Raw genomic sequence first — 22261 nt, forward strand, 5'->3', positions numbered from 1 at the left:
CCCGCGCTTGACCAGAGCACCGCCGACCGGCGACCCGCGGGCTTCCGCCCGCAGGGCGCAGCGGCTAATCAGGGGCAGAGCCGGACAGGACGCCCATGACCCGCATCGACCGATACATGCTGTTGCAGTTCCTGACGCAGTTCGGGTTCTTTGCGCTGGTGCTGGTGTCGGTCTACTGGATCAACCGCGCCGTGCGCCTGTTCGAGCAACTGATCCAGGACGGCCAGACCGCGCTGGTGGTGCTGGAGTTCACGGCCCTGACCCTGCCGCTGGTGATCTCGCTGGTGCTGCCGGTCGCGGCGTTTGCGGCGACGGTCTATGGCACCAACCGATTCGCCTCGGAATCCGAGCTGACGGTGATGCAGGCGGTGGGGCTGTCGCCCTGGCGGCTGGCGCGGGCGCCGCTGGTGTTCGGGCTGATCGTGGCGCTGATGGTGGCGGCGCTGGCGCATGGGCTGGTGCCGGCGGCACGGGCGCGGCTGGCCGACCGCCAGGCCGACATCGCCGAAAACGTCACTGCCAGCTTCCTGCGCGCGGGATCGTTCCAGTATCCGGGCGAGGGCGTCACCCTGTTCATCGGCAGTATCGCGCCGGACGGGCGGCTGCTGGACCTGTTTCTTGAGGATGCGCGCAGCACCGCGCGCCAGATTACCTATACCGCCGAGGAATCGATGCTGCTGCGCACCGACAGCGGGCCGCGGCTGGTGATGCTGCGCGGCATGGTGCAGACGCTGGAAACCGTGGCCGGAGAGGTGCCGCGCCTGTCCACCACCCGGTTCGCGGACCTGACCTATGATATCGGCTCGATGCTGTCGGTGCGCAGCACCCCGGGGCGCGACCTGCGCGACTATTCCACCTGGCGGCTGCTGAACCCCGACCCCGCGCTGCTGGAAGCGACCGGCGCCACCCCACCCCGCGCCCGGGCCGAGGCGCATGAGCGGCTGGCCCAGCCGCTGCTGGCGCCGGTGGGGGCGCTGCTGGGGTTCGCGATGCTGCTGCTGGGCGGGTATTCGCGCTTCGGGGTCTGGCGGCAGGTGATCTGGGCCATCGTCGCGCTGCTGTTCGTGCACATGCTGTCCACCACCGCCGCCGCGCAGGCGGCGCAGGCGCCCGGGCGCTGGCCGCTGCTCTACCTGCCCGCTGTGGTGGGGGCGGCGATGGTGGCCGCGGCGCTGTGGCTGGCTGCCCGCCCGCGGCGGGTCCGCGCCCCCGCCGCCGCGCCTGCCGCCGCGCCCGCCCCCGCCCGCGGGGCCGCGCCGTGATCCTGCAACGCTATGTCGCCCGGCGCTTCCTGCGCCAGTTCCTGCTGGTCACGGCGGTCTTCGTCGCGATCCTGTTCCTGATCGACATCATCGAACAGATCCGCCGCTTCGGCAGCAATGCCGAGATCGGGCTGGCCGGGCTGGCGGGACTGGCGGCGCTGAACATCACCGCCAGCGTCTATACCATCCTGCCGCTGATCACCCTGCTGGCGGGGATCGCGCTGTTCCTGGGGCTGTCGCGCTCGTCCGAGCTGGTGGCGATGCGGGCGGCGGGGCGGTCGGGGCTGCGCATCCTGGCCGCGCCCACGGTCACCGCGATCCTGCTGGGGGCGGTGCTGGTCAGCGTGATGAACCCGATGGTTGCGGCCACCAGCAAGCGCTACGACCAAGCGGCGGCGGCGGCCAAGGGCAATGCGGTGCAGACCATCTCGCTGGGCCGCGGCGCGGTCTGGCTGCGGCAGGCGGTGGCGCCGGGCGCCGCCGGCACCGGCGACCGGGGCGGGCAGATCGTGATCCGTGCGGGCCGCGCCAGCCCCGACGCCACCACGCTGTACGACGCCACCTTCATCGTGCTTGACGCGGTGGACGGGCCGGTGCGGCGGATCGTGGCGCAGTCGGCGCGGCTGGCATCGGGTTCCTGGGCGCTGGCGGGGGTCAAGGAATGGCCGCTACGCAAGCCGAACCCCGAACTTTCCGCCGTGACGCTGCCCGGCCTTACCCTGCCGACCGAGCTGACCGCCGCCCGCATCCGCGACGGCTTCGGCGCCCCCGAGGCGGTGGCGATCTGGCAGCTGCCCGAGTTCATCTCGGGGCTCGAAAGCGCCGGATTTACCGCGTTGCGCCACCGGGTCTGGCTGATGATGGAGCTGGCGCGCCCGCTGCTGATGGGCGCCATGGTCATGGTCGCGGCCGTGTTCACCATGCGGCCGATGCGCGGGCGCAAGGCCGGTGTGCTGGTGCTCAGCGCCTTCATCGCCGGGGTGGGGCTGTTCTTCCTGCGCAATCTGACGCAGGTGCTGGGCGAGACCGGCGAGATTCCGCCGCTGCTTGCCGCTTTCGTGCCGCCGCTGGTGGCGGCGATGCTGGCACTGGCCGCCCTGCTGGGGCTGGAGGACGGATGACCGCTGCACTCTTGCCCTTCTGTTCCACCTCCTACCGCCCCGGCCCCGGGATCGCGGCGCCCGCGGCCTCCCGCCCCGACCGGACCCGCCGCGCGTTGGTCTGCGGCGCCGCGCTGCTGGCGCTGGCGGGCGCGCCCGCACTGGCGCAAACGTTTGTCCCCGATGCCAGCGGCCGGCAGGGCGCGGCGCTGGCCCCGACCGAGTCCACCGGGCTGTCGGGGATGCTGGCCGACGGCACCAGCCTGCTGCGCCTGCCGGTGGTGGTGGCGCCGTCTCGCCCCGCCCAAGCCGCGACAGACGATGCCGGTGCCGACAGCCCCGCCACGCTGCTTGCCGACCGGATCGAGCTGTCGGGCGACCGGGTGCTGACCGCCTCGGGCGGGGTGGTGGCATGGTATCGCGGCACCAGGCTGATCGCCGAGCGGGTGGTCTATGACGGTGCTGCCGGCACCATGCGGATCGAGGGGCCGATCCACCTGTCCGAGCCCGGCAAGGCCGGCAGCGACGACGAAACCGTGCTGATCGCCGATGCCGCCCAGCTGGACGAAGGAATGCGCGACGGGCTGCTGACCGGGGCGCGGCTGGTGCTGGCGCGCGAATTGCAGCTGGCCGCGACCGAGGTGCGGCGCAGCGGCGAGGGGCGGATGACCACCCTGTCGCATGTGGTGGCGTCGTCCTGCCAGGTCTGCGCCGAGGACCCGATGCCCCTGTGGGAAATCCGCGCCCGCCGCATCACCCACGACGCCGAGACCCGCCGCCTGCATTTCGAGCGCGCGCAGTTCCGCGCCTTTGGCCTGCCCGTCGCCATGCTGCCGTGGTTTTCCGCCCCCGACCCGACGGTGGACCGGATGACCGGCTTCCTGACGCCCGAGATGCGGACCACCTCGGGGCTGGGGGTGGGGGTCAAGCTGCCCTATTTCATCACCCTGGGCGACAGCGCCGACCTGACGCTGACCCCCTATCTGTCCGCCAGCCGCACCACCACGCTGGAACTGCGCTATCGCCAGGCCTTCACCGACGGCGCCCTGCAGCTGGAGGGCGCGATAAGCCACGACGACCTCGAGGACGGCAGCCGCGGCTATCTGTTCGGCGCCGCCCGCTTTCGCCTGCCGCACGACTACTGGCTGGGGCTGCAGCTGCAATCGGTCAGCGACCGCCCCTATCTGCTGGACTATGACGTCACCGACGCCGACCGGCTGTGGAGCGGGGTCACCCTGGACCGCGTGGCCAGCGACCGGTTGGTCACGGCCCGCATCGGCCGCTACGAAACCTTCCGCGACGGCGAGGACAGCGCCACCTCGCCCGGGCTGGTCGCCGATGCGCTGTGGGAACGCCGCTTCCGCCCCGGGCTTCTGGGCGGCGAGGCCGGGCTGCAGTTTTCCGTCCACGGGCACCGGCGCAGCTCGGACGCGGATGGCGACGGGCGCGACATGATGCGCGGCTCGGCCCGGCTGGACTGGCAGCGGGTCGAGATCCTGCCCGGGGGCGTGGTGGGCAGCGTGCAGACCCGCATCGACGCCGATCTCTACCGCATCCGCGACGACGCCAGCTTTGATTCCTCGCAGGCGCGTCTCACCCCGATCGCGGCAGTCGAGTTCCGCTGGCCGCTGATCTCGCAAGGCGGCGGCGTCACCCATGTGCTCGAGCCGGTGGCGCAGTTCGTCTGGTCGCCCCGCGCATCCGAGGACGACCCGATCCCCAACGAGGATTCCACCCTGGTCGAGTTCGACGAGGGCAATCTGTTCTCCATCGACCGCCTGCCCGGGCGCGATGTGGTCGAGGGCGGTTTCCGCGCCAATCTGGGGCTGGGCTGGACCCGCATCGACCCGGCGGGCTGGTCGCTGGGGCTGACGGCGGGACGGGTGCTGCGCTCGCGCCCCGACCCGGCCTTTGACCAGGACGGGGACATGCTGTCGGGCCGACGCTCGGACTGGCTGCTGGCGGCCACCTATTCGGGGCCGAACGGGCTGGCGATGGCCAACCGGGCGCTGTTCGACGACGACCTGACCCTGCATCGCAACGAATTGCGGGTGGGCTGGCTGCGGCCGGGACTGCAGCTTTCCGCCGGCTATCTGTGGATCGACGCCGATACCGAGCCCGACCGGCTGGACGACGTGTCGGAACTGACCGCCACCACCGGCGTGCAGCTGGCGCCCGGCTGGCGGATGACCGCGGAGGGCCGCTACGACTTTGCCATCGACCGCGCGCAAAAGGCCGAACTGGGGCTGGAATACCGCAACGAATGCGTGACCGTGGACCTGTCGGTGTCGCGCCGCTTCACCTCGTCGGACACGGTGCGCGCCGATACCGACGTGGGGCTGTCGGTACGGCTGGGCGGTTTCGGGCGCCAGCGGGACGGCGGCGCGGCAACTGTGGCGCGGCGCAGCTGTCTGCGCTAGATTGGCGCCAACGAGGAATGAGGCAACGATGCGGCGGATAGCTCACGCGACGATGATGGCGGTGTTTCTGGGCACGGCGGCGCTGCCGGCGCTGGCCCAGCAAGGGCCGCTGGCCCCGGTTGCCTATGTCAACAACTCGGCCGTCACCCGCTATGAGGTGGCGCAACGCGTCCGCTTCATGCAGATCCTGCGCGCCCCCGACGCCAACCCCGACGCAGCCCTGCAGGCGCTGATCGACGACCGGCTGAAGATGCAGGCGGCCGAGCTGATGGGCATCCGCGTCACCGACGAGGGGCTCGAGGCCGGGCTGGCCGAGTTCGCCGGCCGCGCCGGGCTGGATACCGCCGGCTTTGCCGCCGCGCTGGCCTCGGAAGGGGTGGAACGCCAGGCTTGGCGCGATTTCGTCCGCGTGAGCGTGGCTTGGCGCGAGGTGATCCGCCAGCGCGTCGTCCCCGGCATCAGCGTCAGCGACCGCGAGATCGAGCAGGAGCTGAAGCAGGAAATCCAGACTCCGATCGTCACCCAGGTGCTGCTGTCGGAACTGGTGATCCCCGCCCCCCCGGGGCAAGAGGCGCAGGCCCAGGCCATCGCGCAGCGCCTGTCGGAAACCGTGCGCAGCGAAGCGCAATTCGCCGCCGCCGCCCGCCAGTATTCCGCCGTGCCCACCGCGCCCGAGGGCGGGCGTCTGCCCTGGACCTCGATCGACAACCTCGCCCCCGGGCTGCGCGAGATCCTGCTGCGCATCCCCGAGGATTCGGTCAGCGCACCGCTGAGCGTGCAGGGGGCGGTGGTGCTGTTCTATCTGCGCGACACCCGCGGGCGGCTGCGGGCGGGCGCAAGCGATCAGACAGTGGACTATGTGGAGCTGGCGCTGCCCTCGGCCGCCGAGGGCGCGCAGATCCTGTCGGTCGCCGACAGCTGCGATCAGGTCTATGTACAGGCGAACCGCTTTGCCGGCGACGTGATCCAGCGCCACAGCCTGCCGCTGTCCGCGGTGCCGCTGGATGTGGCGCAGCGCCTCGCCTCGCTCGACCCCGATGAGGGCACGGTGATCGACTATGGTCGCGGTGCGCGGCTGGTGATGCTGTGCAAGCGCACGCCGACGCTGATCGACGAACCGGACATGGCCACCACCCTGCCCGGCCTGCCCGCGCCCGCGCGGCGCGAGGCTGTGCAGCCGCCGCCCTCGGCCGCCGACGCCCCCAGCGCGGAAAACGCCGCCAGCGATGCGGCCGCCGCGGCCGGGCTGTCGACGGGAGAGCCGCCGCTGCGGTCCCGCGACGAGGTGCGGGCCGCGATCTTCAACCGCAAGGTGAACGCCGCCGCCGATGCCTATCTGGCCGAGCTGCGGGCCGACGCGCTGATGCGCCGCCCGTGAGCGCCTCTGCCCGGCCCTCTCCGCCGCCGCTGATCCTGACCTGCGGCGAGCCCGCCGGCATCGGCCCGGAACTCGCCCCAAGGGCACTGGCCGCCGGGGTGCCCTTCGTCTGGATGGGCGACCCGCGCCACCTGCCCGCAGGCACGAACTGGGCCGAGGTCAGCACCCCGGCCGACCCCGCTCCCCCGGGCGCACTGCCGGTGCTGCGCCACGACTTTCCCGCCCCCACCACCCCGGGCCGCCCCGACCCCGCCAGTGCGCAGGCGGTGGCCGATGTGATCGCGCGCGCCGCCGCCATGGCGATGGCGGGCCAGGCGGGCGGCATCTGCACCCTGCCGATCAACAAGCAGGCGCTGAAACAGGGTGCGGGCTTCGCTTTTCCCGGCCATACCGAATATCTCGCCGATCTGGCCGGCGGGGCGGATGTGGTGATGATGCTGGCCTCGACCAGCGTCTCCCCGCCCTGCCGGGTGGTCCCGGCCACCATCCACATCCCGCTGGAGGACGTGCCCCGCACGCTGACGCCCGATCTGCTGGAACGCGCCATCCGCATCACCCACGCCGGGCTGATCCGCGACTTCGGCATCGCCGCGCCACGGATCGCGGTGGCGGGACTGAACCCCCACGCGGGCGAGGGCGGCACCATGGGCCGGCAGGAAACCGACTGGATCGCCCCCCTCTGCACCCGCCTGCGGGCCGAGGGGCTTGACGTCGCCGGCCCCCATCCCGCCGACACCATGTTCCACGCCCCCGCCCGCGCCCGCTGGGATGCGGCCATTGCCTGCTACCACGATCAGGCACTGATCCCGATCAAGACGCTTGATTTCGCGGGCGGGGTCAACGTCACGCTGGGCCTGCCCTTCGTGCGGACCTCGCCCGACCATGGCACCGCCTTCGACATCGCCGGCACCGGCATGGCAGACCCGTCCAGCACCATCGCCGCGCTGCGCATGGCCTGGGACATGGCGTGCAAAAGGGCCGGCGCATGAGCTTTCTTCATCACACAAATATCCCGCGGGGGTCCGGGGGCGCGAAGCCCCCGGTTGCGACAGGATGAGTGCGATCGACGGGCTGCCGCCCCTGCGCGAGGTGATCGCCCGCCACGACCTGCGCGCGAAAAAGCAGCTGGGCCAGAACTTCCTGCTGGACCTGAACCTGACCGCCCGCATTGCGCGCGCCGCCGGCGATCTGACGCAATGCGACGTGATCGAGGTCGGCCCCGGCCCCGGCGGGCTGACCCGCGGGCTGCTGGCCGAGGGCGCGCGTCATGTGCTCGCCATCGAAAAGGATGCCCGCGCCATCCCGGCATTGCAGGAAATCGCCGCGCATTACCCCGGCCGGCTGACCGTGATCCAGGGCGACGCGCTGCAGATCGACCCGCTGGCGCATGTGACGCCGCCGATCCGCATCGCCGCGAACCTGCCCTACAACATCGGGACCGAACTGCTGGTCGGTTGGCTGACGCCGCCGGAATGGCCGCCCTTCTGGCAGTCGCTGACGCTGATGTTTCAGAAAGAGGTCGCCCAGCGGATCGTGGCGAAGCCGGGGGGCAAGGATTACGGGCGGCTGGCGCTGCTCGCGCAGTGGCGCTGCGAGGCAAGGATCGTGCTGACCCTGCCGCCGCAGGCCTTCGTGCCCGCGCCCAAGGTCGAATCGGCGGTGGTGCATCTGACCGCCCTGCCCGCGCCGCGGTTTCCCGCCGACGCGCGCGTGCTGGAAGAAATCACCCGCGCCGCCTTCAACCAGCGCCGCAAGATGCTGCGCGCCTCGCTGCGCGGGCTGCACCCGGCGGTCGAATCGCTGCTGGAGGCATCGGGGATTGCGCCGACCGCGCGCGCCGAGGAAATCGACCTGGAACGCTATTGCGCGCTGGCACGCGCGCTGGCGGCGGCACGACGAGCACCGGCCGGAATACCGCCGGGCTGAATGGGGCGAAGCTGCGGCACCGGCGCGGCCGGCGCGGCTGCAATCCACCTGTTGAAGGTTCCACAAGACAAAAGGGGCGCGGCTGCCCGCACCCCCGGTCTTGGTCCTCGGCCTCGTTGACGCGGCGGCACCGGCGGCCGGCGCGGCGGCAACCTACCTGCCAGCGGTTCCGCAAGATCGAAGGGGCGCGGCTGCCCGCGCCCCCGATCTCAGTCCTCGGCCTTGACGGCGGGGGTGGTCTGCCCGACCGCCTCGTCGCTGCCCTCGGCCTCCTCGGCACTGCGGCGGCGGCGCGGGGCGGCGCGCTTGGGCGCGGTCGCGGCGGTGCTGGACGCGCGCGGCTTGCGGGGGCGGGGCGGCGCGGCGGCGGGTTTTTCCGCCGGGGCGGCCTCGGCGCTGTCCGGCGCCGCGGCCGGGGGCGCCGCGTCTTCTGCCTGAGCTTCGGTTTCGGGCGTCGCGATCCGGTCGGATTCGCCGGCCGGGGGGCGTGCCTCGGGCAGCGCGGTTGAGGCCGGGGCAGCCGGGCGCACGAAGCGCGGCAGCTCCTCGAGTTCCGAGGGCTCGGCGCCGTTCACCTGCCCATGGCCGGGCTGGGCTGCGTCATCTGCACCGCCGCGCGGACGCTCGTCGCGCCGCTCACCGCGGCTTTCGCTGCGCCCCTCGCCACGGTCGTCGCGGCGCTCCTGCCGGTCGCCGCGGTCGTCGCGGCGGCCGTCATTGCGGCCCTCGCCGCGGCCCTCGCTGCGCGATTCACCACGCCCGTCGCCGCGATCCTCGCGGGTGTCGCCACCCTGGCCGCCCTGCGGACCGCCGAACTGCGCCTGCCGCTCGGCCTGCTCGCGCTGCGCCTCGCCCAGCAGGCGGGTGTAATGCTCGGCGTGCTGCAGGAAGCTCTGCTCGGCCACGCGGTCGTTCGACAGCTGCGCATCGCGCGCAAGCGCCAGGTATTTCTCGATGATCTGCTGCGGGGTGCCGCGCACCTTGCCCTCGGGGCCCGAGCTGTCGAAGACCCGGTTGATGATATTGCCCAGCGACCGCGGGTTGCGGGACTTGTTGCGCGAACGGGATTTGGAAGATCTCATCGTGCCAATGTTCTGGTCCGGCGCCACGCGCCTGGATGCGGTTGGGGTCACCATCCTGCAAAGGGAAGGGCCTGAAAACCGGCCCGGGATTTCGCGGAACGTTCCTGCAGCAAGCTGTGCGGATGACCCGTGAGGGGCGTCATGCCCACATCACGCGGCCTGCTAATCATGCCAGCCGGGCCAAGGCAAGCAAAATCGCGCAGATTTTCGACATGATCCGCATGAAAAGCCGCCGTCAGGGCAAGAATTGCCCCATCACCACCCGATCGCGGCCATCCAGATCCTGCCGCAGCGCGATTTTGCCGAAACCCGCCGCCGCCATCAGCGCCGCGACCGCCGCGCCCTGCGTCGGCCCGATCTCGACCGCCAGCCAGCCCCCCGGCAGCAGATGCACCCCCGCCCCCGCGGCGATGGCGCGATAGGCACCCAGCCCGTCGCCCTCGTCGGTCAGGGCCGCCCGCGGCTCCCACTCGCGCACCTCGGGCGACAGTGCCGCCATCTCGTCCAGCGCGATATAGGGCGGGTTCGAGACGATCAGGCCGAAGCGCCCCTCGACCCCTGAAAACCAGTCCGAGCGCCAGAAATCCGCCGCAATTCCAAGCGCCTGCGCGTTCCCCCGCGCGACCGCCAGCGCGGCCTCGGACAGGTCCACGCCCAGGCCGCGGGTGCCCGGCCGTTCGGCCAGCAGCGACAGCAGGATCGCGCCGGTGCCGGTGCCCAGGTCCAGCACCGAATCCCACGGCAGCTCCAGCGCCGCCGCCACCAGGGTTTCGGTTTCCGGGCGCGGGTCCAGCGTGTCTTGGGTGACGCGGAAGCGGTGTTTCCAGAACTCGCGCCAGCCGAGGATCTGGCTGACCGGCTGCCGCGCGGCGCGCGCCTCGATCGCGGCGGCAAAGGCAGTCTGCGCGGGCGCCGGCATCGGATGCGACAATTCACCGCGCACCGAATGGCGCGGCACTCCCAGCGCAAAACCCAGCAGCGCCAGCGCATCGCCCGCCGCATCCGGCACCCCGGCCGCGGCCAGACGCCGCACCGCCTCGGCCAGCGCCTGGTGGCCGGTCTGGCTCACCCCTCGGCCTCGGCCAGCCGCGTGGCCTGGTCATGGGCGACCAGCGCGTCGATGATCTCGGACAGGTCGCCCTCGATCACCCGGTCCAGCGCGTAGAGCGTCAGGTTGATGCGGTGGTCCGTCACCCTGCCCTGCGGGAAATTATAGGTGCGGATGCGCTCGCTGCGGTCGCCGCTGCCGACCTGCGACTTGCGGTCGGCGGCGCGTTCGGCATCGGCTCGGTTGCGCTCCGCGTCGTAAAGCCGCGCGCGCAGCACCGCCATGGCATTGGCGCGGTTCTGGTGCTGCGATTTCTCGCTGCTGGTCACCACGATGCCGGTGGGCAAATGGGTGATCCGCACCGCAGAATCGGTGGTGTTGACGTGCTGCCCGCCCGCGCCCGAGGATCGCATGGTGTCGATGCGGATGTCGCTGGCGGGGATGTCGATGTCGACCTCGGCCGCCTCGGGCAGCACCGCGACGGTGGCGGCGCTGGTGTGGATGCGGCCGCCGGATTCGGTGTCGGGCACCCGCTGCACCCGATGCACGCCCGATTCGTATTTCAGCCGCGCGAACACGCCCTCGCCCGCGATATGGGCGACGGCTTCCTTGACCCCGCCCAGTTCCGAGGGCGCCAGTTCCAGCAGCCGGAAATCCCAGCCCTGCTGCTCGGCGTGGCGCTGATACATGCGCAGCAGGTCGCCGGCGAACAGCGCCGCCTCTTCGCCGCCGGTGCCGGGGCGGATTTCCAGGATCGCGGGGCGGGCGTCGGCGGCATCGCGGGGCAGCAGCGCCAGTCGCAGCGCCTGTTCCAGCTCGGGCAGGCGGGCGCGCAGCCGGGCAATTTCGTCCTCGGCCAGCTCGCGCATGTCGGGGTCGGACAGCATCGCCTGCGCCTCGGCCAGCCCCCCGGTTGCGGCGTGAAATTCGTTGATCTGGGCGACGACCGGGCCCAGCTCGGCATATTCGCGGCTGATGCGCGCGATCTCGTCGGCGGCCGGGCCGGCATTCAGCCGCGCCTCGAGATACTCGAAGCGGTTCACGATCTGGGCCAGGCGGTCGGCGGGAAACATGAGCGGCAAATAATCGCCACGCGGCGCCGCGGCAAGCCCGACCAATTTGATCCACATCAGTGACAGCCGCGTTAAGTGTTTGGATACTGTTGCCTGATAAGCGGTACCGACCCAAAGCAAAGGGAAGCAACATGAGTCCTCGTTCCGTCTTCTTACTCTCCACGGTCCTCGCATTTGCAGCGCCGGCCGCATTCGCGCAGGAAGCGGCGGATCCCACGGCCACCCCCGAGGCGGCGGTGGCCGAAGCCCCCGGCTCTCCCGATGCGGAGCTGCGCGCCGAGGCCGCAGAGTGGTTCCAGCCGATCCCCCGCGCCGCCGAGCTGCCCAGCGGGCGCCCGATGACGCAGCCGCGCATCGAACTGGGCAAGACCCTGTTCTTCGACCCGCGCATGTCGCTGTCGGGCGTGTTCTCGTGCCAGTCCTGCCACAACGTCGGCCTGGGCGGCACCGACATGCTGGAAACCTCGGTCGGCCACGGCTGGCAGCAGGGGCCGCGCAACTCGCCCACCATGCTGAACGCGGTGTTCAACGCCGCCCAGTTCTGGGACGGCCGTGCCGAGGACATGGCCGAACAGGCCAAGGGTCCGGTCCAGGCCGGGGTGGAGATGAACAACACCCCCGACAACCTGATCGAGACGCTGCAGTCCATGCCGGGCTATGTCGAGCTGTTCCAGGCCGCCTTCCCGGGTGAAGAGCAGCCGATCACCTTCGACAACTTCGCCCTGGCGATCGAGGCGTTCGAGGCGACGCTGATCACCCCCAACTCGGCCTTCGACCAATGGCTGATGGGCATCGACGGCGCCATGAACGAGCAGGAAAAGCGCGGGCTGCGCGCCTATATGGACGCCGGTTGCCAAAGCTGCCACGCGGGCGTGAACTTCGGCGGGCAGGAATACTATCCCTTCGGCCTGATCGAGGCGCCCGACGCGTCCGTCCGCCCGGAAGGCGACGTCGGCCGCTATCAGGTCACCCAGACCGAGGACGACCAGTATGTGTTCCGCGCCGCGCCGCTGCGCAACGTGGCGATGACCCCGCCCTATTTCCACTCGGGCGTGATCTGGGAGCTGGAGGATGCGGTGCGCATCATGTCCTCGGCGCAGCTGGGGACCGAGCTGACGGACGAGCAGGCCACGGACATCACGGCGTTCCTGGGCACGCTGACCGGCGAACAGCCGCAGATCGTGCACCCGATCCTGCCGGTCCGGGGCGAGACCACCCCGCGCCCGCAGCCGATCAGCCTGCCGGCCAACGCCCCGGCTGAATAAGGCAGCAAGGCCCCGGGCCGGGCAACCGGCCCCGCCTCCCACGCCGCACACCCTTGCAGGGAGGTGGTGCGAGAACGCACCCCGGGGGCTGCCGTCAGGCGGCCCCGATGGCCGTTGCGGAACGCATGGCGGCGAGGATCAGAAGACCGGCTGATTTGGGTGACCGGCAGCATCCGCATCAGCATCAAAAATCATCGCCGCCACACAACCGGGCACAACCGCCGGTCGGCAAGCTCAGCCCTTCCGCGCCTCGACCGCAATATTGATCTTCAGTTCGTCAGAGACCGCCGGGGCAAAGCCGCCCATGTTGAAGTCGCTGCGCAGGATGCTGCCCTCGATGTCGAAGCCGACCGCGGGCAGGTTGCTCATCGGGTTCACGCCGGCCTTGTTCAGCTCGACCTCCAGCTTCACCTCGCGCGTCACTCCGTTCAGCGTCAGCTCGCCGAAGACATCGGCCTCGTCCTCGTCCCGGACCTCGACGCGGGTCGAGCGGAAGGTCACGACGCTGTCGGGGGTAGCGGCAGTGACCAGCCCCTCGCCGTAGATATCCTTGTCCAGCGCCGGGGCGATGGTGCGTATCGCGCTCATCGGGAAACGCGCCTCGACGGTCGAGTTCGCGGGAGTTTCGGCGTCCAGGGTGATGCTGCCCTCAAGCCCGTTGACGAAGCCGTGGCTGGTCGAGAACCCCATGTGTTCATAGGAAAACACGATCTGGCTGTGCTCGGGGTCGAACTGATAGGTGCCGCCGATATCGCCCGGCTGGGCCGCGGCATCGGGGGCCGCCGCACCATCCGCGGGCGCGGCGGTATCCTGGGCAAGCCCCGGTCCTGCCAGCAGCGCGGCCAGGGCCAGGACGAAAAGCCGTGGTCTCATATCCATCTCCCTCTCATGGCCCTGCGGGTAAAAGGGGCCGGCAGGGCGACAACACTGCGCGCGGCCCCGGCGTTCCCGCGCCTGCGCCCGAATCACCTTGCGCCACGCGGCCCAGACCTTATAAGGCCCCATTCCTTTCCGCAGTTTTTGCGAAACCGGCGAAGCCTCTCGTGGCGGGGCGCGGAAAGGCTGACCCGCCTATGAAGCCCGCCCGAGACGAAAGGGATGCCATGCCGCTTTACGAGCATGTGCTGATCGCCCGCCAGGACCTGTCGAATGCGCAGGCCGAAGGGCTGATCGAACATTTCTCGACCGTGCTGGCCGACAACGGCGGCACCGTCAAGGACAGCGAATACTGGGGCGTGCGCACGCTCGCCTACAAGATCAACAAGAACCGCAAGGGGCATTACGCCTTCCTGCGCTCGGACGCGCCCTCGGCCGCCGTGCAGGAGATGGAGCGCCTGGCCCGTCTGCATGACGACGTGATGCGCGTGCTGACCATCCGCGTGGACGAGCACAAGGACGGCCCCTCGGTGCAGATGCAGCGCCGCGACGACCGCGACCGCGGCGATCGCGGTGACCGTGGCGACCGTGGTGATCGCGGCGACCGTCGGGAATCGCGCGGCGAGGATCGTGGTGACCGTGGCGACCGCGGTGATCGCGGCGACCGTGACCGCGCCCCCCGCAGCGACCGCTAAGAAAGGAACGACACCATGGCGACCAAACCGTTTTTCCGCCGCCGGAAGGTCGATCCGTTCGGGGGCGACAACGCCCCGGCGATCGACTACAAGGACACCCGCCTGCTGCAGCGCTACATCAGCGAACGCGGCAAGATCGTGCCGTCGCGCATCACTGCGGTCTCGGCCAAGAACCAGCGCAAGCTGGCGCAGGCGATCAAGCGCGCGCGCTTCCTTGCGCTGCTGCCTTACGCCGTGAAGTGAGGACCTGACCCATGCAAGTCATTCTGCTGGAACGCGTGGCCAAGCTGGGCCAGATGGGCGAGGTGGTGAAGGTCAAGGAGGGTTTCGCTCGCAACTACCTGCTGCCGCAGGGCAAGGCGCTGCGTGCCTCGGACGCCAACATCGCCGCCTTTGAGGCCCGCAAGGCCGAACTGGCCAGCCGCAACGACGAATCCCGCGCCGAGGCGCAGAAGATCGCCGAGACGCTGGACGGCAAGAGCTTCGTCATCATCCGCTCGGCCTCGGACGCCGGGGCGCTGTATGGCTCGGTGACGCCGCGCGACGTGGCCGATGCCGCCGGGGCCGAGGGCTTTGCCGTCGAGCGCCGCGCCGTGGTGCTGGCCGCGCCGATCAAGGATCTGGGGCTGCACGAGGTGACCATCCACCTGCACCCCGAGGTCGAGGTCAAGGTGACGCTGAACGTCGCCCGCTCGCCCGAAGAGGCCGAGCTGCAGGCCTCGGGCAAATCGATCCAGGAGCTGGCGGCCGAGGAAGACGCCGCCGCCGAGTTCGAGATCGCCGAGCTGTTCGACGACATCGGTTCGGCCGGCCGCGAGGACGACGAAGGCCCGCGCGGAGAGTAAGCGCCGCCCATGCCCCACCAATGCGACCGCGCCGGATTCCGGCGCGGTTTTCTTTTGTCGCGCGGGCCATGCGCGGGGCGGCTTGCGGGTGGGAACGATCCCGGGCAGCCGCGGGTTGAAGGGGCAAGGACCGGCCGCAACCGTGGCCCCAGCAAGGATTTCCCCATGGCCGACAACGATCATCTGCCGCAGAACACCCATATTCCCGCCGATCCCGGCCCCGGCGCCGCGCGGATGGACTCGCGCCGGATCCCGCCGCATGGCGATGTCTCGCCCAAGGGCGACCGAATCTGGCCGCGCCCCTCGATGACCGCCAAGGTGCTGGTCTATGGCGGCACGGCGCTGGCAGCGGCGGCGGCGACCGCGGCCGGGGTGCTGGCAGTGCGCAAGGTGGCGGATCTGGTGTCGGGCAACGAGGCGCTGGACCGCGAGGCCGACCGCGCCGCCGAACGCGCAGCCGAGCGGGCCCGCCAGCAGGTCTACAGCGCCGCCCGCGGCGGCAGCTCTGGCCACGCCCCCCGCTTTGCCATCATGCCCGACCCCGAGCGCGAGGAGATGCGCACTCGCGCCCGCACCCGGATGCGCGAGGATGCCGCGGCCCGCAATCGCCTGCGCGAACAGGCCCGGGCCGCCTCGGAGGCGCCCGGCAAGGCCCGGCCCCGCCGCCCGGCACCGCCGCGTCAGGGGCTGCTGGACGAGATCGAAAGCAATGCCCGCCGGGTGACCCGCACCATCGACGATGTGGTCGGCGCCGTGGGGGCAGCGGTGGCGGGGTTCCGTTCGGTCGCCGGGCAGGCCGACGGCCTGATGCGCGAGTTCGGAGGCGCAGCCGACCAGCTGCGCAGCTTTTTCGACCGCGGCCACGCCGGCGGCGATGCCCGGAAGCCCGCTCCGGGCGCGCCCTTTCGCCGCACCCCGGACCGCGGGGACGACGACGCGCAGGACGATCCCCGCGTTCACCGTCTGTGACAAGGGCCCGGCCGTAATGAGTGCCCGCGACGACATCATCGGCGCCTTCATGGGACCGCTGCCGGCGGACTGGCGCAGCCGGAAAGGGCTGCCGCCGCTGCCAGACGCGGACACCGCCCCAGAAACCGCCGCCAAGACCGCCGCAGCGAACCGCGCGCCGCCGCCCCGCATCCCGGGCGCCCCGCAAACCCCCTGGGAGCTGAGCCGCGAAAGCTGGCTGGCCATCGGCAAGCGGCTGATCCACGAGTTCGGCAGCGACCGGGTGACCTCGGTCGCGGGCGGGGTCACGTTCTTCGGGTTGCTGGCGCTGTTCCCGGCGATCACGGCGCTGGTCTCGATCTACGGGCTGCTGGCCGACCCCTCGACCATCGCCGGCAACCTCGAGATGCTGGACCGGGTGCTGCCGGAAAGCGCCATCGAGCTGATCGAGGGACAGGTCACCGCCATCGCCTCGGCCTCGAGCACTTCGCTGTCGATCGCGGGGACCGTGGCGATCCTGGTGGCGCTGTGGACCGCGAACGGCGGGATGAAGGCGCTGATCGAGGCAATGAACATCGCCTGGTTCGAAACCGAAAAGCGCGGCTTCATCCGGCTGAACCTGGTGTCGATGGCGATGACCCTGGGCGCGATCCTCAGCATCGTCGTCATGCTGGCGATGGTGGCGGTGCTGCCGATCCTGCTGAACACGGTGTTGGCCGGCGGCTGGGGCGAAACCGTCATGGGGCTGCTGCGCTGGCCGCTGCTGGTGGGGCTGCTGATCTTTGGACTGGCGGTGCTGTACCGTTTCGGCCCCAGCAAGGAGGATGCGGTCTGGCAGTGGATCTCGCCCGGGGCGCTGCTGGCCACCGCCGGGCTGCTGGTAGCCTCGGCGCTGTTTTCCTTCTACGTGTCGAACTTTGCCAATTACAACGAGACTTACGGCTCGCTGGGGGCGGCGGTGGTCACCATGATGTGGCTGTGGATCGCGGCGATCGTGGTGCTGGTCGGGGCAGAGCTGAACTCCGAGGTCGAGCGCCAGATCAAGATCGAGAACGGAGTGCCGCCCAAGGGCGACGAGGACCTGCGCAAGACGTGAAAGGGCCGCCCCCCGGGGGCGGCCCTTTCCGATCCGGCGTGGGCGAGACTCAGATCTCGTCCAGCGATTCCAGGGCCTTTTCCAGCTCTTCCTTGGTGACGGCGCGTTCGGTCACCTTGGCGCCGGCGACGATGTGGTCCACCACCTTATCCTCGAAGATCGGGGCGCGCAACTGCTGGCGAGCGGCCTCGTTCTGCTGGATGAACTCGAAGAAGGCGCGTTCCTGGCCGGGGAAGTTGCGGGCCTGGTTCAGCACCGCCTGGGTCATTTCCTGGTCGCTGACGGTGATCTCGGCCTTTTGTCCGACATCGGCCAGCAGCAGGCCCAGACGCACCCGGCGCTCGGCCAGTTTCTTGTGTTCCTCGGTCGGCTCGATGGCGCCGTGGTTGTGGCCGTGCTCTTCGGGGTGTTCCTCGTGCCACAGCTGGTGGGCGATCTGCGCGGCCTCGGCCTCGACCAGCGATTCCGGCAGTTCGAAGCTGACCAGCTCGTCCAGGCGGTCGAGCAGCGCGCGCTTGACCAGCGCCCGCGCGGCGCCCTTGTATTCGGCGCCGAGGCGGTCCGAGATCTGGGTCTTCAGCGCCTCGAGGCTTTCGGCGCCGAAGCGCTTGGCCAGCTCGTCGTCGATTTCAGCGGCTTTCGGCGACTTGACGGCGTGGACCTTGGTTTCAAACACCGCGTCCTTGCCCTTGAGATGGGGCGCGCCGTAATCCTCGGGGAAGGTGACGTTGACGTTGATCTCGTCGCCGGCCTTGGCGCCGATCAGCTGCTCTTCGAAGCCGGGGATGAACGAGCCCGAGCCCAGCACCAGCGGATAGCCCTCGGCGGTGCCGCCCTCGAACGCCTCGCCGTCGACCATGCCCTTGAAGTCGATGGTGACCTGGTCGCCCGACTGCGCGGCCTCGCCCTCGGCGCGGTCCTCGAAGTCCTGCGCGTTCTTGGCCAGGTTCTCCAGCGCCTCGGTGACGGCGGATTCCTCGGGCTCGACGGTCAGGCGCTCCAGCTCGACGCCGGACAGGTCGGTCTCGGGGATCTCGGGCAGCAGCTCGTAGGAGACGTTGACGACCACGTCGTCACCCTCTTTCCAGTCCTGGCCGTTTTCCATCTCGACCTTGGGCTGGGTGGCGGGGCGGACGTTGCCCTCGGCCATATGGGCATTGATCGCGTCGTCGATGGATTTCTGCATCGCGTCGCCCATGACCCGCTGGCCATAGGTCTTTTTCAGCAGCGCCATCGGCACCTTGCCCTTGCGGAACCCCTTCATCTCGATCTGGGGCTGGGCCTCGGCCAGCTGGCGGTCCACCTCGGCGGCAAGCTCGGCCGCCGGCAGGGTGAAGCGGTAGCCGCGCTTGAGACCTTGGTTCAGGGTTTCCGTGACCTGCATATCCGTTCCTTCGTTTCCATCCTGGTGCGGGTGGAGGGACTTGAACCCCCACGCCTTGCGGCGCCAGAACCTAAATCTGGTGCGTCTGCCAGTTCCGCCACACCCGCAATTCCTGCCCGGACGGGCCGAGGGGTCCGCCGGAAATCCGGGGCGTCTTAGCAAAGCCCGCCGCCGCACGCGAGGAGATTCTTGCGTCGGGCGCCGGACCGGGGCGCTGCCCCGGACCCCGGGATATTTGCGGACAGAAGAAGTCAGGCGCCCAGATCGCGCAGGACCGCGGGCAGCATATCGGGCAGGTCGTCGGCGATCAGCCCGGGGCCGAAGCGGCGGGCGGCGGCGGCGTGGAGGAAGGCGCCGGTCGCTGCGGCGTCGAGCGGCGCAAGGCCGCGGGCGAGCAGCCCGGCAATGATCCCCGACAGCACGTCGCCCGCCCCCGCCGTAGCCAGCCAGGGCACGTCGAAGGCCGAATGGATGCGCAGCTGCCCGTCGGGGGCGGCGATCACCGTGTCGGGGCCTTTCAGCAGCAGGGTGGCGCCCGAGCGGGCGGCAGCCTCGCGCGCGGCGTCGATGCGGGAATAGAGCGGGCCGTGGGGCGAGGTTTCGGCGAGTTTCGCGGCGAGGTCGGGGAAGACCCGCGCGAACTCACCCTGATGCGGGGTCAGGACGCAGGCCGGATGCAGCCCACCCGGGCCGCGCGCCGCCAGCGCGGTCACCGCGTCGGCATCGAGCACGCAGGGGCGTTCCGCCGCCAGCAGCGGGTCGAGCAGCATGGCCGCGCGCTCGACACCGCAGCCCGGTCCCAGCACGACGGCGGAGATGCGCGCATCCGCCAGCAGCGCCGCCAGCGCATCGGCATCGTCCACCCCGCGCCGCATCAGCGCGTCGGGCGGGCCGGAGTGCTCGATCAGCGCCGCGCGGGGCGGGCCCAGCGTCACCAGCCCCGCCCCCGCCCGCAGCGCCGCCCGCGCCGCCAGCCGGGCAGCGCCGCCGTGGCCGAAGCCGCCCGCCAGCACCAGCGCGTGGCCATGGGTGAACTTGTGGCCCCCGCCGGCGCGCGCCTTGTCCAGCGCGGCGGTGTCGTCCGGCGCGCGGCGGCTGTCGGGGATATCGAAGCCGGGGGCGACGGCGATCATCGGGGCGGCGGCAGCCTCGCGCCAGCGGCGCAGCCCGATGTCGGCGATGACCAGCTTACCGCAGCAGTCGGGGCCGCGCTCCAGCAGATGCCCGGGCTTGGGGCTGTCGAAGGCGACGGTCAGCCGGGCACGCAGCTCATCCGTGGCCGCTTCCCGCGGCCGGCCCAGGAATACGCCGCTGTCGAGGCAGAGCCCGCTGGGGCAGTCCACCGCCACCAGCTCGGCCGCCCCGTCCTGCCCCAGATGGGCAAGGATGGCGGCGATCTCGCCCTCGGGCGCGCGGGTCAGGCCGGTGCCGAAGATCGCATCCACGCAGAGATCGGAGGGCTCGGCGCGCAGCTGATCCAGCGTCAGGGGGGCGATGGCGCCGGTCGCGGCCCAGCGCTGCTTCATCAGCGCCGCATCCGGGCCGGGGGTATTGTCCATCCCCAGCACCCGCAGCCGCCAGCCCGCCTGCGCCAGATGCCGCGCCACCACATAGCCGTCGCCGCCGTTGTTGCCCGGACCGCACAGCACCAGCGCCCGCCCCGGGCGCGGCCAGCGCAGCCGGATCGCCCCGGCAACGGCAGCGCCCGCACGCTCCATCAGCTCGGCGCCGCTGACGGCGCCACTGGCCATGGCGGCGGCCTCGATCGCGCGCATCCGGGCGGTGGTCAGCACCTCGGCCCAGCCCATACGCAGGCTGCCTGTTTTCTGTGCAGATTGCCGCATCTACGGGCACCTTTCCGCCGGATTGCGCCGCAGGGGGACCATTCGGGCACCTCCGCATTTACCCCGGCCATCAAACCAGCCACCACGGCCCTGATGCAACCGCAACCATGGAGCCGCCGGATGAAAAAGATCGAGGCGATCATCAAGCCCTTCAAGCTGGACGACGTGAAGGAGGCGCTGCAGGACGCCGGGGTCCAGGGGTTGTCGGTGATCGAGGTCAAGGGGTTCGGCCGCCAGAAGGGCCACACCGAACTGTATCGCGGCGCCGAATATGTCGTGGACTTCCTGCCCAAGGTGAAGCTGGAGATGGTGCTGCCCGACGACATGGTGGATGCGGCGGTCGAGGCGATCATCGGCGCCGCCCGCACCGACAAGATCGGCGACGGCAAGATCTTCGTCTCGCCCGTCGAACAGGCGATCCGCATCCGCACCGGCGAGACCGGCGACGACGCGCTGTAAGCCAACCGAACCCGCCGCGAACCCGCGGCAAAGGAGACGACACACATGAAAACCGTCGCCGAAGTGCTGGAACTTCTGGCTTCCGAAGAAGTGGCCTATGTCGATGTCCGCTTCACCGACCCCCGCGGCCGGCTGCATCACGTCACGCTGGACGTGGATGTGGTCAACGAGGATTTCTTTGAGGACGGGCTGATGTTCGACGGCAGCTCGGTCGCCGGATGGAAATCGGTCGACCAGTCCGACATGAAGCTGATGCCCGACCCGGCCACCGCCTATCTGGACCCGTTCTACGCCGAAAAGACCCTGTGCCTGCATTGCACCGTGGCCGAGCCCGACACCGGAGAGCCCTATTCCCGCGACCCCCGCGGCACCGCCGTCAAGGCCGAGGCCTATCTGAAGGCCAGCGGCATCGGCGACGTGGCCTGGTTCGGCCCCGAGGCCGAGTTCTTCATCTTTGACGACGTGCGGTTTTCGGTCACCCCGCAGAAGGTCGGCTACCAGATCGACGCGGTGTCGGCCGCCTGGAACACCGACACGGAATACGAGATGGGCAACCAGGCGCATCGCGCGCCGCTCAAGGGCGGCTATGTGCCGGTGAACCCGATCGACGACGGCCAGGATATCCGCAGCGAGATGCTGTCCACGCTCAAGCGCATCGGCATCAAGGTGGACAAGCACCACCACGAGGTCGCCACCTGCCAGCACGAGCTGGGCACCGTCTTCGGCGGGCTGGTGGAACAGGCGGACAACCTGCAAAAGCAGAAATACGTCATCCACAACGTCGCCCATGCCTATGGCAAGACCGCGACCTTCATGCCCAAGCCGATGAAGGGCGACAACGGCTCGGGGATGCATGTGAACATGTCGATCTGGAGGGATGGCAAGCCGCTGTTTTCCGGCGACAAATATGCGGACCTGTCGCAAGAGGCGCTGTGGTTCATCGGCGGCATCCTGCGCCACGCCAAGGCGCTGAACGCGCTGACCAACCCCTCGACCAACAGCTACAAGCGGCTGATCCCGGGGTTCGAGGCGCCGGTGCTGCGGGCCTATTCGGCGCGCAACCGCTCGGGCGCGGTGCGGATTCCGTGGACCGAAAGCCCCAAGGCCAAGCGGGTCGAGGCGCGGTTCCCCGATCCCTCGGCCAACCCCTATCTGGCCTTTGCGGCGCTGCTGATGGCGGGGCTGGACGGGATCCGCAACAAGATCGACCCGGGCCCGGCCTCGGACAAGGACCTGTACGACCTGCCGCCGGAAGAGCTGGCCGGCATCCCCACGGTCTGCGGCAGCCTGCGCGAGGCGCTGGACGAGCTGGAAAAGGACATGGATTTCCTGCTGGCCGGCGACGTGTTCACCCGCGACCAGCTGGGCGCCTATATCCGGCTGAAGCGCGGCGAGGTCGAGGCCTTCGAGCAGACCCCGCATCCGATCGAATACGCGATGTATTACAGCTGCTGACGCTGTTTCGGCGGCAGCGCCGGACCGGGAGTTTTCCACCCTCGGACCCCGGGAGGATATTTGAGACCGCCCGAAGCCCCTGCCCCCGGTTGCCTCTGAGGCCGC

At 70.4% G+C, this 22261-nt stretch carries 20 protein-coding genes and 1 tRNA gene; 14 read left to right on the forward strand and 7 right to left on the reverse strand.

Going from position 1 to position 22261, the window contains the following annotated elements:
* The first annotated feature begins 95 nt into the window (after positions 1-95).
* The 6 genes from lptF to rsmA all read left to right on the forward strand — a co-directional run bounded on the left by lptF (position 96) and on the right by rsmA (position 8086).
* The gene (gene lptF, locus RSP45_RS07350) at positions 96-1262 is read left to right on the forward strand and encodes an LPS export ABC transporter permease LptF (RefSeq protein ID WP_415393826.1); all 1167 of its coding nucleotides are present in this window, start codon (positions 96-98) and stop codon (positions 1260-1262) included.
* On the forward strand, positions 1259-2383 hold the full coding sequence (gene lptG / locus RSP45_RS07355) for an LPS export ABC transporter permease LptG (RefSeq protein WP_073062016.1): 1125 nt from the start codon (positions 1259-1261) through the stop codon (positions 2381-2383). The genes lptF and lptG overlap by 4 nt, the downstream gene beginning before the upstream one ends.
* Positions 2380-4782 carry an LPS-assembly protein LptD gene (locus RSP45_RS07360; RefSeq protein WP_415393827.1) on the forward strand — a complete coding sequence of 801 codons (2403 nt, stop codon included), beginning with the start codon at positions 2380-2382 and terminating at the stop codon, positions 4780-4782. The genes lptG and RSP45_RS07360 overlap by 4 nt, the downstream gene beginning before the upstream one ends.
* Before the next feature lie 28 nt (positions 4783-4810).
* Positions 4811-6160 carry a peptidylprolyl isomerase gene (locus RSP45_RS07365; protein ID WP_415393828.1) on the forward strand — a complete coding sequence of 450 codons (1350 nt, stop codon included), beginning with the start codon at positions 4811-4813 and terminating at the stop codon, positions 6158-6160.
* Positions 6157-7149, forward strand: a complete 993-nt coding sequence (gene pdxA / locus RSP45_RS07370) for a 4-hydroxythreonine-4-phosphate dehydrogenase PdxA (RefSeq protein WP_415393829.1) — start codon at positions 6157-6159, stop codon at positions 7147-7149. The genes RSP45_RS07365 and pdxA overlap by 4 nt, the downstream gene beginning before the upstream one ends.
* Before the next feature lie 64 nt (positions 7150-7213).
* Positions 7214-8086 (forward strand): 16S rRNA (adenine(1518)-N(6)/adenine(1519)-N(6))-dimethyltransferase RsmA, encoded by an 873-nt coding sequence (gene rsmA / locus RSP45_RS07375; protein ID WP_415393830.1) that lies wholly within the window; start codon positions 7214-7216, stop codon positions 8084-8086.
* Positions 8087-8295: 209 nt separating this feature from the next.
* Here rsmA and RSP45_RS07380 read toward each other — a convergent pair whose 3' ends face one another.
* From RSP45_RS07380 to prfA, 3 genes are all read right to left on the reverse strand, one after another.
* Positions 8296-9168 carry a DUF4167 domain-containing protein gene (locus RSP45_RS07380; protein WP_415393831.1) on the reverse strand — a complete coding sequence of 291 codons (873 nt, stop codon included), beginning with the start codon at positions 9166-9168 and terminating at the stop codon, positions 8296-8298.
* Positions 9169-9403: 235 nt separating this feature from the next.
* The gene (prmC, locus tag RSP45_RS07385; protein ID WP_415393832.1) at positions 9404-10237 is read right to left on the reverse strand and encodes a peptide chain release factor N(5)-glutamine methyltransferase; all 834 of its coding nucleotides are present in this window, start codon (positions 10235-10237) and stop codon (positions 9404-9406) included.
* The gene (prfA, locus tag RSP45_RS07390) at positions 10234-11289 is read right to left on the reverse strand and encodes a peptide chain release factor 1 (protein WP_415393833.1); all 1056 of its coding nucleotides are present in this window, start codon (positions 11287-11289) and stop codon (positions 10234-10236) included. The genes prmC and prfA overlap by 4 nt, the downstream gene beginning before the upstream one ends.
* A 131-nt stretch (positions 11290-11420) precedes the next feature.
* Here prfA and RSP45_RS07395 point away from each other — a divergent pair, with 131 nt between their 5' ends.
* Positions 11421-12554, forward strand: a complete 1134-nt coding sequence (locus tag RSP45_RS07395) for a cytochrome-c peroxidase (protein ID WP_415393834.1) — start codon at positions 11421-11423, stop codon at positions 12552-12554.
* A gap of 234 nt (positions 12555-12788) precedes the next feature.
* Here the strand turns inward: RSP45_RS07395 and RSP45_RS07400 are convergent, their stop codons facing one another.
* On the reverse strand, positions 12789-13427 hold the full coding sequence (locus RSP45_RS07400) for a YceI family protein (RefSeq protein WP_415393835.1): 639 nt from the start codon (positions 13425-13427) through the stop codon (positions 12789-12791).
* 230 nt (positions 13428-13657) lie between these two features.
* Between RSP45_RS07400 and rpsF the strand changes: the two genes are divergently transcribed.
* The 5 genes from rpsF (at position 13658) to RSP45_RS07425 (ending at position 17014) form a co-directional block, all read left to right on the forward strand.
* Entirely contained in the window at positions 13658-14125 is a 468-nt protein-coding gene (gene rpsF / locus RSP45_RS07405; RefSeq protein ID WP_415394019.1) for a 30S ribosomal protein S6, read from the forward strand.
* Between the two features lie 15 nt (positions 14126-14140).
* Positions 14141-14368 carry a 30S ribosomal protein S18 gene (rpsR, locus tag RSP45_RS07410; protein ID WP_073060981.1) on the forward strand — a complete coding sequence of 76 codons (228 nt, stop codon included), beginning with the start codon at positions 14141-14143 and terminating at the stop codon, positions 14366-14368.
* Positions 14369-14379: 11 nt separating this feature from the next.
* Positions 14380-14970: a 50S ribosomal protein L9 gene (rplI, locus tag RSP45_RS07415; protein WP_073060985.1), complete on the forward strand. Its 591-nt coding sequence runs from the start codon at positions 14380-14382 to the stop codon at positions 14968-14970.
* A 165-nt stretch (positions 14971-15135) separates the two neighbouring features.
* Complete coding sequence (locus tag RSP45_RS07420) at positions 15136-15939, forward strand: hypothetical protein (RefSeq protein ID WP_415393836.1); 804 nt, start codon at positions 15136-15138, stop codon at positions 15937-15939.
* 16 nt (positions 15940-15955) lie between these two features.
* A complete protein-coding gene (locus RSP45_RS07425) occupies positions 15956-17014 on the forward strand; it encodes a YihY/virulence factor BrkB family protein (RefSeq protein ID WP_415393837.1) in 1059 nt (352 codons plus the stop codon).
* A 49-nt stretch (positions 17015-17063) separates the two neighbouring features.
* Here RSP45_RS07425 and tig read toward each other — a convergent pair whose 3' ends face one another.
* The 3 genes from tig to RSP45_RS07440 all read right to left on the reverse strand — a co-directional run bounded on the left by tig (position 17064) and on the right by RSP45_RS07440 (position 20242).
* A complete protein-coding gene (gene tig, locus RSP45_RS07430) occupies positions 17064-18398 on the reverse strand; it encodes a trigger factor (RefSeq protein WP_415393838.1) in 1335 nt (444 codons plus the stop codon).
* A gap of 22 nt (positions 18399-18420) precedes the next feature.
* Positions 18421-18505: transfer RNA gene (locus RSP45_RS07435), tRNA-Leu, on the reverse strand.
* 144 nt (positions 18506-18649) lie between these two features.
* A complete protein-coding gene (locus tag RSP45_RS07440) occupies positions 18650-20242 on the reverse strand; it encodes an NAD(P)H-hydrate dehydratase (protein ID WP_415393839.1) in 1593 nt (530 codons plus the stop codon).
* A 120-nt stretch (positions 20243-20362) separates the two neighbouring features.
* Here RSP45_RS07440 and RSP45_RS07445 point away from each other — a divergent pair, with 120 nt between their 5' ends.
* Together RSP45_RS07445 and glnA are read left to right on the forward strand one after the other, a co-directional pair.
* Entirely contained in the window at positions 20363-20701 is a 339-nt protein-coding gene (locus tag RSP45_RS07445) for a P-II family nitrogen regulator (protein ID WP_073061003.1), read from the forward strand.
* Positions 20702-20746: 45 nt separating this feature from the next.
* On the forward strand, positions 20747-22156 hold the full coding sequence (gene glnA, locus RSP45_RS07450; RefSeq protein WP_415393840.1) for a type I glutamate--ammonia ligase: 1410 nt from the start codon (positions 20747-20749) through the stop codon (positions 22154-22156).
* Positions 22157-22261 lie beyond the last annotated feature (105 nt).

This window comes from Paracoccus sp. SJTW-4, from assembly GCF_047716885.1.
GTDB classification, from domain to species: domain Bacteria; phylum Pseudomonadota; class Alphaproteobacteria; order Rhodobacterales; family Rhodobacteraceae; genus Paracoccus; species Paracoccus solventivorans.